Here is a 14,538-nt window from a genome sequence, read left to right as displayed (position 1 = left end):
ACGAGAAAGCCTAGTCAGACATTGAAACGGATTTCTGCCTGCTCACGCATAAAAGCACCGCAATACCTTTAGTCTAGTAAATTTATAGACAATATTCTGTCCAGCAGACCAGATCGCAAATCTGCACTCACTTGATCGATGCAGCAGCGACCAAATCAGGGACGGGATATGAAACAGGAATTTTTGACGGTGAATGGCAGGAAGCGGAATGCTGTCGGCATCGCCTTGGCATTGTCTCTTTTGACGCTCATCGGGACGCCGGCCAATGCCGCATCCGATACGACGAAACCGGTCGAGGGCGGCGTCCTCAATGTGGGGTTGGCAACCGATGCCGCGATCATCGATCCATCGATCACCGGCAACTCGATCACGGCACTTATCACCCGCAATATCGTCGATTCTCTTGTCGGACAGGCCGAGAACAATAGCTTCACGCCCTGGCTTGCCGAGAAGTGGGAGATCAATACCGACAATACCGTCTATACGTTTCATCTGCGCAAGGGCGTGACCTTCAGCGATGGTACGCCGCTCGATGCGGCGGCGGTCAAATATAATTTCGAGCGGATTCTCGACCCGAAGACCACGTCCAGCTATGCGAAGTCGCTGCTCGGGCCTATCGACAAGATCGAGGCGCCCGATAGCCAGACAGTGGTGATCCATTATCGTCAGTCCTTCGCGCCCTTGCTGCAGGGGCTGAGCCTGCCCTATCTCGGCATTCAGTCGCCAACCTATCTGCAGAAGGCGCAGAGCACGACGAATACCGTTATCGGTTCCGGCCCCTATATTCTCGAGAATTTCACTAAGGGAAGCGGCAGTAAGCTCAGCCGGCGCGCCGACTACAATTGGGGTCCGGGCTATGCCACGCATAAGGGGCCGGCGCATTTCGACCAGATCGTCTTCAAATATCTGCCGGAGGCTTCCGTACGACTGGGCGCGCTCGCAAGCGGACAGTTGCAGGCAATCGACGCCGTGCCGCCCGCAAACTACCGCTCCGTTCAGGGCAATGGCAAATTGCAGGTGGTGACGAGGGAAAATCCGGGCGTCAACAGCTCCTACTTCCTCAACACCTCCAAGGGGCCATTTCAGGATGTGAAGGTGCGCCAGGCCTTTCAGACTGCCGTGAATGGCCCAGCCGCCGTAAAGGCTGCCTATTTCGGCACCTTGAAGCCGGCGGACAATATCCTCGGGCCGTCGACGCTTTACTACGACCACGATATCCCGAAGAAATGGGGCTTCGATCTCGGCAAGGCGAACCGGCTGCTGGACGAGGCCGGCTGGTCGCAAAAGGATGCTGACGGGATACGCAAGAAGGACGGCGCTCGCCTGACCCTACACTATGTATATGACACGGGTTCCAGCAGTGCACAGGAAGTCACCCTGGCGCAGGCAGTTCAATATCAGGTGAAGCAGGCGGGCTTCGACCTTCAGCTTGATCCGGTCGATGCCGGCGGCTGGACCGCTCGCACCAATGCCAATGACTACGATCTCGTCTCGTTCTACTACGTGCGTGCCGAGCCGGATATCCTGCGCACGGTGTTTCACTCGGCCTATATTCCGCCGAACGGTCAGAACGCTTCCCGCATCAAAAGCCTGGACGAGAAGCTGAGCAAGGCAGTCGGCGCAACGGATGCCGAGCGCAAGCAGCTCTATGCCGACGTGCAGAAAGAAGTGATCGAACAGGCCTACGCCGTGCCGCTCTTCGTCGCGGCCTATCAGCTCGGCGCCTCCAAAGCGCTGCACGGTATCTCATGGGCCACCAACGCCAAGCCGAATTTTTATGATGCCTGGCTGGATCAATAAAGCCCTTCAGACCGCTGTGCGGCGGACCGGCGTGATCGTTGCCGTGCTTTGGGGCGCGGCAACGATTGCCTTCATTGCCGTAAAGCTCATTCCGGGCGATCCGGTGTCGATCCTGGCCGGCGGCGAAAATGTCGTCGATGAGGCCGAGCGGTCTGCCTTGATCCATCAATATGGGCTGGACCAACCGCTCTTCGTTCAATATGCGCATTACCTCGGCAAAGCCCTGGTCGGCGATTTCGGTCAAAGCTACCAATATCGCCAACCGGTGAGCGAGGTGATCTACGAGGCGGCCGGGCCGACGCTGCAGCTTGCCGGTACTGCTATCCTTATCGCTCTGCTATTGGCCATCAGCATCGCCCTGGCGACGGCGGGCCGCAGGCGAGGCTTGGCAAGGCTGTCTTCGGGCGTGGAGCTGATATTGCTGAGCACACCGGTCTATTGGATCGGCATCCTGCTGCTCACCGTCTTCAGCTTCAATCTGCAATGGTTCCCCGTAACCGGCAATGACGGGTTATCCGCCCTCGTGCTGCCGGCAATCGCCTTGAGCCTCCCTCTTGCCGCCCTGCTCAGCCAGGTGCTGCGCGATGGATTGGAGGAAGCGTTGTCCCAACCCTTCTCACTGACAGTCAGGGCACGCGGCGTCGGCGAGACGGTCCTGCGCGTCAGGCACGGCTTGCGGCATGCGGCGCTGGCGGCATCGACACTCACCGGCACTTTGCTGGCCGGCACGCTGGGTGGCTCGATCCTGACCGAGACGGTCTTCGGGCGCTCGGGCATCGGGCAGATCACGCTGCAGGCGATCAAAACGCGCGACATGCCGCTCGTACTGGGGCTGGTCATGCTCTCGGCCCTCGTCTTCGTCATCGTCAATCTGCTTGTCGATGCCCTCTATCTGATGATCGATCCACGTTTGCGGAGGACAGGTCTATGAGCAACGCTACACTCCTGGACGATGACATACTGCTGCACCGGCAAGGGGCCAAGCGTCGCCCCTGGCTGTCTTTCGGTTTGCTTGTCCCGCTGGCTTTCGTGATCATTCTCGCGCTAGCGGTCTGGGCGCCACACTGGTTTTCCCATTTCGATCCCGAAGCGGTCGATCCGGATGCGATACTCATGGCGCCGGACACCACGCATTGGTTCGGAACCGATGAGCTTGGGCGTGACCTCTTCTCCCGCGTCGTCTATGGCACCTCACAGTCGCTGACCATCGGCGTCGGCGCGACCCTGATCGCCAGCATCGGCGGCATCGTGCTCGGCACGATCGCAGCGCTGGCGCCAAGGGTGATCGCCCGGCCACTCTTGCGCCTCATCGATATTCTGCTCGCCTTTCCGGAAATCCTGCTGGCGCTGCTGGTCATCGCCGTGCTCGGCCGGGGACCTGCCAACACTCTGCTGGCCGTGGGGCTTTCCAGCATAGCGGGTTATGCAAGACTGATCCGCTCCCAAGTTCTCCAGGTCAAATTGTCGGGCTATGTCGAGCATGCGATCGCACTGGGCGAGCATCCCTGGACGATTGTCAGCCAGCATATCGTGCCGAATTCCATTCGCCCGCTTCTTATCCTGGCGACGATCGGCGTCGGCAGCTCCGTCCTCTCTGCCTCTGCCTTGAGTTTTCTCGGGCTCGGCGTCGTGCCGCCCGCCGCCGAATGGGGCGCGCTTCTCGCAAATGGTCGCAATTTTCTCGACATAGCGCCCTGGACGAGCCTGCTTCCGGCAACCGTTGTCGCCGTCTCCGTGATTTCGATCACGCTGCTGGGGCGCCGGCTGCAGACCATTCTTGCAACGGGCGATGTGCGATGAATATCCAGACCAGCTTGCAAAGCTTCCGCCCTGCGACTGACGGGACGCCACTGCTCTCGGTGAAGGGTTTGAATGTCACCTTCTCCACCCCGCAAGGCCGCGTCGATGCGGTTCGTGATCTGTCCCTGGACATTGCGCCAGGGGAGATTCTGGCCTTGGTCGGCGAGTCCGGATCGGGGAAGTCGGTAACGGCGCGCGCCATCGTCGGCCTGGCCGGCCCGCGTGCTGTCGTGCGCGCCGAGACCATGAGCCTGACAGCTCATAATGGCCAGCCGCTTAACCTGCTCGACTTGGTTGAGAGAGACTGGCGCGAGGTACGCGGCCGCGAAATCGGCTTCGTTCTTCAGGATGCGCTGGTATCGCTCGATCCACTAAGGACGATCGGCCGCGAAATCGCCGAACCCATCCTGACGCACCGTCTGTCGCCGCGTGCGCTCGTAGCGCAGCAGGTCGCGGAATTGCTGGCACGCGTCGGCATTCCCGATCCGGATGTACGAGCCGGGCAGTATGCGCACGAACTCTCGGGTGGACTACGGCAGCGGGCCCTGATCGCCTCGGCGCTTGCGGCTCAACCGCAGCTGTTGGTGGCTGATGAGCCGACGACGGCGCTGGATGTCAGTGTGCAGAGAAAAGTGCTTGCCATCTTCAAGGAGCTGGCAGCCGCCAGACATGGCATTCTCCTGATCACCCATGATCTTTCCGTCGCGGCGCAGCTGGCCGATCGCGTCGCGGTGATGCAAAAAGGCCGGCTGGTGGAAATCGGCCCGGCACGCAGTGTCCTTGCGAACCCGAAGCACGATTACACACAACGTCTGCTGGCGGCCGTGCCGACCGCCGCCAATCGCGGACAACGTCTGAGCGCGCCGGGCACGCCCTCGCTGAGCCGGCAGGCCATCCATTCGGATCAACGTCTGCTGGAGATCCGCGAGATATCGATGAGCTTCAGGCGCGCGGACGGCAGCCGCCTGCAAGCGGTCAGGAAGATATCTCTCCATATCAATCGCGGGGAGACGCTTGGTATTGTCGGGGAATCCGGTTCAGGCAAGACGACGCTCGGCAAGCTCGCCCTTGCCCTGCGGCATCCGGATGCGGGAGACGTGCTGTTCGAAGGGCAGCCATGGAGCACGCTTCCCGAGCGCACCCGTCGCCCACTGCGTGCTGGCATTCAGACTATCAGCCAGGACCCGCTCAGCTCCTTCAACCCGCGCTTCACGGTGGAGCGTATCATCGACCAGCCGTTGAAGCTCTATACCAGGCTGGACAGGGCAGGACGCCGAGAGAAGATTGCCAAGCTGATGGAACTGGTCGGCCTGTCGCAGGATCTGCTGGCGCGGCGACCATCAGCCCTTTCCGGCGGCCAGCGCCAGCGCGTGTCGATCGCACAGGCGCTCGCCGCCGAGCCGAAACTGCTGATCTGCGATGAGCCGGTTTCGGCCCTCGATGTCACGACCCAGGCGCAGGTTCTCGATCTTCTGGTCGATCTGCAGGCAAGGCTTGGCCTGTCGATGATCTTCATCTCGCATGATCTGGGTGTCGTCCAACATGTCAGCCAGCGCATTGTCGTCATGAAGGATGGGGAGATCGTCGAGGCCGGGGCGGTGGAGCAGGTTTTCGAACGGCCGCAACATGCCTATACGCGCGAGTTGATCGCATCGGTGCCAAAATTTCGCGAGGTTTAAGCAGGTTTGCCGGCAATCCCTGACTTCTACCGTCACTGTCTTCTTTGGGCAGCACTTTCGTTGCTAAGCCCTCACTCGGCAAAAACATTCCTCCGCGGTTGCGAAGTTTGGGCGCTGGTCTCTCCAAAATAGTCGACTGGAAAACTAGATTTATGGCGTCGAACCTGCAGGAGCCAGAATGTCTAGCCAGGCTGCCAATGTCATTGATTTCCAGGCCTACCGCGATGCCCGCGGCAAGGATTCTGTCGCAACGTCGCCCTCGAATTCCGTGTGGTCGGTTCAGCCTTTCCTGATGTGGGTACCCTTCGTCGGCTTCATTCCCGTCGTGCCATTCGGCCATCAGAATTATGGCGCTTGACGCGGGCGGGCCGTTGCATCTGGTCTCCAGGGCGGAGGCAATCGACGAAATCTCGACACTGACAGGCCAGAACCTGCGTCGTCTACGGACGCGCCGCGGTTATTCGCTCGATCGACTGGCCAAAATATCCGGTGTCAGCCGCGCCATGCTCGGCCAGATCGAAACCGGCAAGAGCAGCCCAACCATCGCCATCCTCTGGAAAATCGCAGCAGCGCTGGACGTGTCCTGCGGTTCGCTGATTGCCGAGCCGCAAGAAACCACCCTCCAGGTCCTCACCCACGCGAAAGCCAAGGTCCTGTCCGCCTCGGAAGGACGGTTTCAGACACGGGCACTTTTCCCCTACGAGAGCGAACGCAAGGTCGAGTTCTACGAATTGCGCATCGCGCCGCATCACACGGAGAACGCCGAGGCGCATCGACCCGGCACGATCGAAAATTTGGTCGTCTCGCGCGGAACGGTCGAGATCGTCGCCGGCCGGCACGCCGCACAGATCCTCGGCGAAGGCGATGCCGTCATATTCGAGGCAGATGTGGCCCACAGCTATCGCAACATGACCGCGAATGAAGCCGTGCTCTACCTCGTTACCACCTATGTCGAGGAAGTTCGCGGCTGATTGTTTGGCAGTTTCAATGAAAAGGCCGCCCTAAGGGCGGCCGAAGTGACCGGAAAGACTGATTGCTGTTCCGGTCAGCAATAGGAAGCAGGATCAGGCTGCTTCCATCGTGCAGCACATCATCATGTTGCCGCACATCATCATCATCGGCATGCCAGACGACATCATGGACATCATGCGCTTGCAGCATTCCATGAACATGTCCTTGTCCATGCCTTCCATGGGCATCATTTCGCAGACCATGCCCTTCGGCGTCATCTTGCAGGTCATCTTGCCCATCATCATCTGCATCATTGGCATCATCATGGGGTTCATCATCGGCATCTGGCCCATCATCGGCATGCCACCCATCATCGGATTCATCATGGACATGCCGCCCATCATTGGGTTCATCATGGGCATACCACCCATCATGGGGTTCATCATCGGCATCATGTTCATTGCAGGGTTCATCGTCGTTGTCTCCCGAGCTCCGCCGCATTCCGGCTTTCAATGAAAATTGAGGTATGCCAACTAATTTTCGCTTTCAATGCGAAAAATTGTTTTAATATTCTTTCCTCCAATAGAATAGATGCAACTCTGTTGGGTTGTCGATTATCCTCATTATTGCAGAAATCTATCCGTTATTACGGATGCCGGAGCAAACAGGTCGCTCCCTCGCTTGCCGCGAGCGCATTCGATTCGACGCTTGCGAAGAAATGCATTTTGTCGACGCCGCACGCATCAGCAGAAAATCGTTTCTTTAATCCACTAATTTTATAGACAATATTATGCTCATGAATAATGGAGCCGTCTTGCAGCCGCCACTCAGGTGCACGGGGTAGGGCGGGCGCCAGCGTCAGGAGCTTTCATGGATACTGTCCTCTATCTGGCCTCGCTTGCAACCCGTCCGACCTTGCCGACGCGCTGGCGCATTTGGCAGATGCTCCAGCATCTGTTCGCGGCCTTCATGGTGCTCGTCTCCTTTGTTCTGCTGCTGTACGCCATCTGCGGCGGTTGAAGGTAGTCGCTCCCCGGCGCAGCGATGCCCGCCAAACCTCTTCTCCTATGCCCCTATTCATCAACAGGAGTGTTGAGTGACAAGACTATACAACAGCTTCACGGACCTCATCGGGAACACGCCTCTGCTGGAGCTGCATAACTATCGCAGGAACAGGAGCCTTGACGCTCGCATCCTCGCAAAGATCGAATATTTTAATCCCGCCGGCAGCGTGAAGGATCGTATCGCCTGGGGGATCATCAAGGATGCCGAAGAGAGGGGAAAGATCCGGCCAGGCGATCTGCTTGTCGATGTGACCAGCGGCAACACCGGCATTGGCCTCGCGGCCATCGCCGCATCCCGGGGCTACCGGACGAAGTTCTATCTGAGCGACAATATCAGTCCCGACAAGATCAAGCTGCTCCGCTTCTTCGGCGCTGAAATCGTCACGGTGAAAAACGAGTTCTTCCTCGATCCTGAGGCGCTCGACAAGATCACGGCGCGCGTACAGGAAGAGAACCCAACGGCTTTCTTCACCGATCAGCTCGCCAATCCGGCAAATCCGCGCACGCATTTCGAAACGACAGGCCCCGAGATCTGGCGAGATACCGAAGGCACTATCGATATCTTCGTTGGCGGCGTCGGCACTGGCGGCACCATTTCGGGGGCCGGCAAGTTTCTCAGGTCCAAGAAGCCGGATCTGAAGATCGTCATCGCCGAACCGGCAGAGGAATCCTTGCCGACGGAAGAAAATCCCTATCCGGAGGAAATCGACGGCGTGCACAAGGTGAGCGAGGTGCCGCCCGAACAATTGCCGCGCAACTTCGACACGACGATTGCCGATGAGGTGATCGCGCTCAACACGGCTGACGCGCGCAAGACAGCGAGAGCGCTGGCGGCCGAGGAGGGCATATTTGCCGGAACCTCGTCGGGTGCCGTATTGTGGGTGGCGACCGAGCTGGCCGCGCGTCCGGAAAACGCCGGCAAGGTCATCGTCGCGGTTCTGCCCGACACCGGCGAACGATATCTGGCGGCAGAAACGGAGCAGGCTTGATGAGCAATTCAGACGATCGCCTGGACCCGCTTGGCCCGAATACCCAGCTCGTGCGAGCCGGCTACGATCCATTCGACTATCATGGCTTCATCAACCCACCCAAGGTTCACGCCTCGACCGTTCTTTTCCCCGACGCGCAGACGATGGAACGGCACGGGCAGAAATATACCTATGCAACGCGGGGAACACCGACCACCGATGCACTCTGCAACGCCGTGAATGAATTGGAGGGCGCTGCCGGCACGGTTCTCGTTCCCTCCGGCCTTGCGGCGGTTACCGTCGCGCTGCTGGCCTATCTCTCGCCCGGCGATCACGCGCTGATCGTCGATTCCGTCTACGGCAACGTCAGGCAATTCTGCGATACGATGCTGGCGCGGTTCGGCATTGAGATCGACTATTACGATCCGGCGGCCGGCGCGGAGATCGAGGCGCTCTTCCGCCCGAACACGAAGCTGGTTCACACCGAGGCGCCGGGTTCGAATACTTTCGAAATACAGGATATTCCAGCGATCGCAGAAGTGGCGCATCGGCATGATGCAGTGGTCACCATGGACAATACCTGGGCGACTCCGCTCTATTTCAAGCCGTTGGATTTCGGTGTCGATGTATCCATACAGGCATCGACGAAATATCCGGCGGGGCACGCCGATATCCTGATGGGGACGATCTCCGCAAACGCCAAGCATTGGCGCAAGCTGAGGCAGGCCAACGGCGCGCTCGGCTTTTGCGGCACGCCGGACGATGCCTATCAAGTTCTGCGCGGCTTGCGCACGATGGGTGTTCGGCTGGAGCGGCATCAGGCAAATGCCCTGGCGGTGGCGAAATGGCTTGAGGCACGGGAGGACGTTGCCCGCGTCCTTCACCCGGCTCTCAGCAGCTTTCCGGGCCACGATATCTGGAAACGTGACTTCAAGGGTGGCGGCGGTGTCTTCTCCTTCGTCCTTGCCACAGATCGAAAGCAGGATTTTGCGCCGAGGGCTGAGAGATTTCTCGATGCTCTCTCGCTCTTCGGCCTCGGCTATTCCTGGGGTGGGTTTCAGAGCCTGGCGCTGGTGGTCGATCTCAGCGATCGACGTGTGGTGCAGCCACCTGAGGAAGGGCCGCTCATCCGCCTGCAAATCGGGCTTGAAGATGCGAGCGATCTCATTGCCGACCTTGAGCGCGGGTTTGCCGCGGCTGCCGTCGTCTGAGCGGCAAGTTCGAAGACATGTCTCCTATCCGCCTCGGCGCCGGGAAATCCAGCGCCGAGGCCGGTATTGAATGCGACCGGCAGCCTCAGCCATGTTTCGCCGCGGGTACGGTATCCAGAGCGGCGACATAGGGCGGCAGCTCCAGATTGGAGCGGAAGTCATCTCCGACATAATCCGTATCGATGATCGAGCGGCGGCGCAGCTCGGGCAGCAATCCGTTGATGAGCAAATCTTCCTGATCCGGATTGCCCAATCCATGCAGGGACAGCACATCCAGAACGCCGGCGCGGACACGCTCTTCGATGGCATCCGCAAGCTGTTCCGGCGTGCCGGCCACCGACCAGTGGCCGGTTTCCTGCGCCTGAATGATCAATTCCCGCAGCGTCAGACCATCGCGGGCATAGCGACGGAAGATCTCCACGCGACCGCGCCGGCGATTGATGCTGGTGACTTCCGGTAACAATGTTTCCGGCAACGGCTTGTCGAGCGGCAACTCGGAGAGATCGAGATTTCCGCCGAGCATATCAGCCAGTTTCAGGCGGCCCTGCTCGTAGTCGATCCGCTCCTGCTTTTCCTTCAGGCGCCTTGCCACATCGGCATCGGATTCGCCGATCACCGAATGGAAGGAGTTCATGATGAAGGGAAGGCCGCTTGCTCGCCCGAAGCTTGTTGCGCGGCGGCGCAGCTCCGTTGCGAAGGCGATGGCATCCTCGAGCTTCGGCTGCGACGTATAGACCACCTCGGCATATCGCGCGCCGACCGTCACGCCTGCTTCGGACTGTCCGGCCTGAAACTGGACCGGGCGTCCCTGCGGCAATGGCGGCACATTGAGCGGTCCTTCGACGCTGAAATGCTTGCCGCGATAATTGATCGGGTGAAACTTCGACGGATCGATGCCGACCGCTCCGGAGGATTTGCGTGTGGCCGCATCGCGCTCGTTGGCGTCATAGAGCGCATTGACGATCTCGATGAATTCGGCCGCGCGCTCGTAGCGTTCTTCCGGGCTTGGCAATGTCTCGCCGAAATTCTCCTCGCCGACGGAAGAGGTCACCGCGTTCCAGCCGGCGCGTCCGCCGCTTGCATGATCGAGCGTGCCGATCTGGCGCGCGAGATTGTAGGGGTAGTGAAAGGTGGTCGAAACGGTGGCGATCAGGCCGATATGCGATGTAACCTGGCTGAGCGCGGCAAGAGCGATGATCGGCTCCTGAATGCCCGCCGTCCCCGCAAGCCCCGCCGGATCGATGTGGAGAAGGTCAGCCGTGAACAGGCCGGTGATCTTCTCGGCTTCGGCCTTGCGGGCCAAGTCGACGGCCCGCTTGATGCCCGTCACCGGGCTTGCATCATTCGATGCGGCAACGACACTGCCGGCTCCGGTCAGGGTCTTCAGGCGTCTGGTACGATTGAGCGTCATGACGGATTTCCTTGCTAGTCTAGAGATCTGCATCCGGCACCCGCCGGCATGGTGAGTTGCGTTTCAGGCCAGGGCCGGAACGGCATCCAGCAGGGAGCGCGTGTAGGAGTGGCGCGGTGCGGTGAAGACGTTGTGCACGTCGCCGGCTTCGACGATCCGGCCATCCTTCATCACAAGGACACGGTCGGTCAGATGATGCACGACACCGAGATCGTGGGAGATGAACAGCAGCGATGTGCCGGACGCCGCCTGAAGTTCGGCGAGCAGATCAAGCACCTGCGCCTGCACGGAGACATCGAGTGCACTCACAGGTTCGTCGGCTACCAGAAGCCTCGGGCGCGGCGCAAAGGCGCGGGCAATCGCGACGCGCTGACGTTGGCCGCCGGAAAGTTCGCGCGGATGGCGCTTCAGAAACGCCTCGCTGAGCCGAACCGCGTCCAGCACTTCCAGCACCCGCTCCCTGCGGGCCGCGCCGAAGACCTCGATGCTATCAAGGCTCTCGCCGACGATTTTCTCGACCGTATAGCGTGGATCGAAGGAACTGAGCGCATCTTGCGCGATCAGCTGCATGCTGGCGCGTCGGGGGCGACGTTCCGCCTCTGGGATATTGCTCCACTGCTTGTCGTCGATGAGCACCGTTCCCTGATCCGGCTCCACAAGGCCTAGAATGATCTTCGCAACGCTCGTCTTGCCGGAGCCGGACTCGCCAACGATGCCGAGCGCTTCGCCCGATGCGAGATCGAAGGTCACATCGTTGACGGCATAAGTGCCGCCCGATCCGCCATAGCGCTTGACGAGGTTGCGAGCCGACAGAAGGCGATTTTGCTGATCGATCGTCTTTGCCGGCAGCGGAACCCGTATCCGCTCGATGGTCTCGGCATCCGCCTGCACTTGCGCATCCTGCGAATTGCTGACGACGGCCGGCGAGAGCCGAAACCCCTTCGAGCTGGCGGATGGCACGGCATCCAGCAGCTGTTGTGTATAAGGATGTTGCGGCCGAGTCAGTATCCGTTCCGTCGGCCCTTCCTCGACGATCCGGCCATTGTTCATGACCAGCACACGATCGGCGAGACGAGAGACGACCGCCAGATCGTGGCTGATGAGGAGAAGCGTATGGCCGGCTCGGCGGCGTTCGGCCAGGAGATCGAGGATCTGCTTTTGAACCGTCGCGTCCAGCGCCGTTGTTGGCTCGTCGGCGATCAGCAGCGATGGCTGCCGGGCAATCGCCGTGGCAATCAGCGCACGCTGGCGCAGGCCACCGGAAAGCTGATGCGGATATTGCGGGAGCCTGCGGTCCGGATCGGGAATGCCGACGGACGCTAGCAAGGCACGGCTGTCTTCGCGCAGATTGGGACGGCCGAAGAAGCCGCGAGTGCCAAAGGCATCCGAGAGCTGCTGCGAGATGCGCCGAAGCGGATCGAGGGAGACTAGCGCATCCTGAAGGACGAAGCCTATCTTTCGTCCCCGGAGGCGTCGCCAGTCCGCTTCCTTGAAATCGCGCACGTCTTCGCCATCGATATCGAACCGGTCGGCGCTGATGCGGGCCGTCGCACCCGCAAGGCCGATGATCGAACGCGCCGTCACCGATTTGCCGGAACCGGATTCTCCGACGAGCGCCACCGCTTCGCCCTTGTGGATCGTCAGGTCGATACCGTGCACGACGCGATTTGCGTGTTCGCCCTGCGGGAAGCCGATGGTGAGATTGCTGATATGGAGGAGAGGGGTCACGATTGCCTCCTGCCTTCGAATGCAAGCTGCCAGCGCTTTCCGAGCACGCTGATCGAAATCACCGTCAGCGTAATCGCGAGGCCGGGCCAGACCCCGATCCACCAGGCGACGCGCAGATAGTTGCGCGCTTCCGCCAGCATGGCACCCCATTCAGGGGCCGGAGGCTGCGGCCCCATGCCGAGGAAACTGAGGCCGGCCGCCTGGATGATGGTCGTGCCCAGACCGATGGTTGCAAGGACAGGCACCTGCGCCAGCGCATGCGGCAGGATATGGCGGATCACCAGCACATTTCGTGTGAGCCCGAATGTCTTTGCCTGCTCGACGTAGCCGCTCTTGGCGATGACAAAGGTCTGGGCCCGCACCACCCTTGCAAAGCGCGGCACCGAGGCAACGCCGAGAGCAAAGATGAGGTTGACCGTGCCAGGGCCGGTAAAGGAGATCAGCACTAGCGCCAGCAGCAGATCCGGAAAAGACGAGATCACATCGAGAAAACGCGAGATGGCTTCGTCGATGAAACCGCGCGCAAGGCCGGAGATCAGACCAAGAAAGGCTCCGACGATGGACGCGATGGCAACGGCGCTGACGCCGATCAGGATCGAATAGCGCGCGCCATAGACGACGCGGGAAAATACATCTCTCCCGAGATGATCCGTGCCGAACCAGTGAGCGACCGAGGGCGGCAGCTGCGCTTGTAAGGGGTCTGCGGCAATCGGGTCGGCTGCCGTGAGGATCTGCGGCCAGATGGTCCCGATCGCCACCACCAATAGAAAGATCGATGGGAGAGCAATGCTTGGTCTGGCGGCTATCGTAGCGAAGGCATGACGCCAGCGGCTCGCATCCGCCTGTGGGCTTGTCGAGGAAACGCTCAATGGCCTGCCTCCGCGCCGTCATTGCGCAGGCGGGGGTCGAGCAGCAGATAGAGTACATCGACGAGCGTGCTCAGCGCCACATAGACAAAGGCGGAGAGGATGGCGACGGCAAGGACGACGGGAAGGTCGTGTGAAAGCACGGCATCGACCGTGATGCGCCCCAACCCCGGCCTGCCGAATACGGCCTCGGTAATCACGGCACCCGACAGCAGATTGCCGACGAGCCAGCCAGCGAGCGTCACGGCCGGCAGCGAGGCATGACGTAGGCCATGACGAAGCCTCAGGACGAAATCTCGTGTTCCCCAGCTTCGAACCGTGAGCATGAACGGCTCCTCCAGCGCCCGCTCAAGCCCTTCGCGCAGGACCTGCCCGACAACGGCGCCGAGCGAGAGGCCGAGCGACAGAGCCGGCAGAACCAGAGCCGAAAACGTCCGGTCGCCGGCAACCGGAAAAAGCTTTAGCGTGAAGGAGAAGACGAACAGCAGCACGATGCCAAGCCAGAAGGATGGCGTGGAAATGAGGATGAGCTCAAGCCGGCCGGCAATGCTGCGCGGCAGGCGCTTGCCCGCTGTGAGCAAGGCGCTGGCGACAGCGAACACGATTGCGACGACGAGTGCGGCGGCGGTGAGTTTCAGCGTCGGCAGCATTTGTGACAAGACGAGACCGGAAACGTCGGTCTGAAGGATGTAGGATCGCCCGAAATCGCCATGCAGGATGCGCAGGAGATAGGTGACGTATTGGCTCAACAGCGGCTTGTCCAAGCCCCATTCAAGACGAATGGCGGCCTCCACCTCGGGCGTTCGCAACTGCTCGCCGATCAAGAGGCTGACAATATCGCCAGGCGCGAGATGGAGACTGACAAAACTGAGCGTTACGGCGGCCCATAGAACGAGGATGCCTGACGTAATCCGGGTCAGAACCTGCGATGCGAGGCTGCCGCGCCTCAGCCGATTGCGGCCTGCCGGCCACGACGAAGGGGCCGCGTCCAGGGCCGTTGCATCGTCAGCACTCATGATCGTTGTTCCTTCGCTATCCCCGTGGCGATAGCCACGGGGCC

14 protein-coding genes are annotated in these 14,538 nt (G+C 60.6%); 9 read left to right on the top strand and 5 right to left on the bottom strand.

What is annotated here, in order from left to right; translation table 11 throughout:
* The first annotated feature begins 168 nt into the window (after positions 1 to 168).
* The 6 genes from A6U86_RS09535 to A6U86_RS09510 all read left to right on the top strand — a co-directional run bounded on the left by A6U86_RS09535 (position 169) and on the right by A6U86_RS09510 (position 6,250).
* Positions 169 to 1,800: an ABC transporter substrate-binding protein gene (locus A6U86_RS09535; protein WP_068389618.1), complete on the top strand. Its 1,632-nt coding sequence runs from the start codon at positions 169 to 171 to the stop codon at positions 1,798 to 1,800.
* The gene (locus A6U86_RS09530) at positions 1,778 to 2,731 is read left to right on the top strand and encodes an ABC transporter permease (RefSeq protein WP_068389615.1); all 954 of its coding nucleotides are present in this window, start codon (positions 1,778 to 1,780) and stop codon (positions 2,729 to 2,731) included. Before A6U86_RS09535 ends, A6U86_RS09530 begins: the two co-directional genes overlap by 23 nt.
* Positions 2,728 to 3,600 carry an ABC transporter permease gene (locus A6U86_RS09525; RefSeq protein WP_083196770.1) on the top strand — a complete coding sequence of 291 codons (873 nt, stop codon included), beginning with the start codon at positions 2,728 to 2,730 and terminating at the stop codon, positions 3,598 to 3,600. Before A6U86_RS09530 ends, A6U86_RS09525 begins: the two co-directional genes overlap by 4 nt.
* A complete protein-coding gene (locus A6U86_RS09520) occupies positions 3,597 to 5,279 on the top strand; it encodes an ABC transporter ATP-binding protein (RefSeq protein WP_068389612.1) in 1,683 nt (560 codons plus the stop codon). The genes A6U86_RS09525 and A6U86_RS09520 overlap by 4 nt, the downstream gene beginning before the upstream one ends.
* A gap of 178 nt (positions 5,280 to 5,457) precedes the next feature.
* Entirely contained in the window at positions 5,458 to 5,637 is a 180-nt protein-coding gene (locus tag A6U86_RS09515) for a hypothetical protein (RefSeq protein WP_068389609.1), read from the top strand.
* Positions 5,627 to 6,250, top strand: a complete 624-nt coding sequence (locus tag A6U86_RS09510) for a helix-turn-helix domain-containing protein (protein ID WP_068389606.1) — start codon at positions 5,627 to 5,629, stop codon at positions 6,248 to 6,250. The genes A6U86_RS09515 and A6U86_RS09510 overlap by 11 nt, the downstream gene beginning before the upstream one ends.
* Before the next feature lie 93 nt (positions 6,251 to 6,343).
* On the opposite strand, the gene A6U86_RS35435 is transcribed toward A6U86_RS09510, so the two are convergent.
* A complete protein-coding gene (locus A6U86_RS35435; protein WP_158008741.1) occupies positions 6,344 to 6,703 on the bottom strand; it encodes a hypothetical protein in 360 nt (119 codons plus the stop codon).
* Positions 6,704 to 7,100: 397 nt separating this feature from the next.
* Between A6U86_RS35435 and A6U86_RS35430 the strand changes: the two genes are divergently transcribed.
* The 3 genes from A6U86_RS35430 (at position 7,101) to A6U86_RS09495 (ending at position 9,473) form a co-directional block, all read left to right on the top strand.
* A complete protein-coding gene (locus A6U86_RS35430) occupies positions 7,101 to 7,250 on the top strand; it encodes a hypothetical protein (RefSeq protein ID WP_158008740.1) in 150 nt (49 codons plus the stop codon).
* 76 nt (positions 7,251 to 7,326) lie between these two features.
* Complete coding sequence (locus A6U86_RS09500; protein ID WP_068389603.1) at positions 7,327 to 8,283, top strand: PLP-dependent cysteine synthase family protein; 957 nt, start codon at positions 7,327 to 7,329, stop codon at positions 8,281 to 8,283.
* Positions 8,283 to 9,473, top strand: a complete 1,191-nt coding sequence (locus tag A6U86_RS09495) for a cystathionine beta-lyase (RefSeq protein WP_068389600.1) — start codon at positions 8,283 to 8,285, stop codon at positions 9,471 to 9,473. The genes A6U86_RS09500 and A6U86_RS09495 overlap by 1 nt, the downstream gene beginning before the upstream one ends.
* Positions 9,474 to 9,558: 85 nt before the next feature.
* Here A6U86_RS09495 and A6U86_RS09490 read toward each other — a convergent pair whose 3' ends face one another.
* The 4 genes from A6U86_RS09490 to A6U86_RS09475 all read right to left on the bottom strand — a co-directional run bounded on the left by A6U86_RS09490 (position 9,559) and on the right by A6U86_RS09475 (position 14,494).
* Positions 9,559 to 10,884 carry an NtaA/DmoA family FMN-dependent monooxygenase gene (locus tag A6U86_RS09490; RefSeq protein WP_068389598.1) on the bottom strand — a complete coding sequence of 442 codons (1,326 nt, stop codon included), beginning with the start codon at positions 10,882 to 10,884 and terminating at the stop codon, positions 9,559 to 9,561.
* 63 nt (positions 10,885 to 10,947) lie between these two features.
* The gene (locus A6U86_RS09485; RefSeq protein WP_198929037.1) at positions 10,948 to 12,612 is read right to left on the bottom strand and encodes an ABC transporter ATP-binding protein; all 1,665 of its coding nucleotides are present in this window, start codon (positions 12,610 to 12,612) and stop codon (positions 10,948 to 10,950) included.
* Positions 12,609 to 13,418 (bottom strand): ABC transporter permease, encoded by an 810-nt coding sequence (locus A6U86_RS09480; RefSeq protein ID WP_343287066.1) that lies wholly within the window; start codon positions 13,416 to 13,418, stop codon positions 12,609 to 12,611. The genes A6U86_RS09485 and A6U86_RS09480 overlap by 4 nt, the downstream gene beginning before the upstream one ends.
* 59 nt (positions 13,419 to 13,477) lie before the next feature.
* A complete protein-coding gene (locus A6U86_RS09475; RefSeq protein WP_068389592.1) occupies positions 13,478 to 14,494 on the bottom strand; it encodes an ABC transporter permease in 1,017 nt (338 codons plus the stop codon).
* Positions 14,495 to 14,538 lie beyond the last annotated feature (44 nt).

It is taken from the genome of Rhizobium sp. AC27/96 (genome assembly GCF_001692325.1).
GTDB lineage: Bacteria > Pseudomonadota > Alphaproteobacteria > Rhizobiales > Rhizobiaceae > Rhizobium.
The sequence above is the reverse complement of the archived record's forward strand: the minus strand, read 5'-3'. Positions and strand labels throughout refer to the sequence as shown.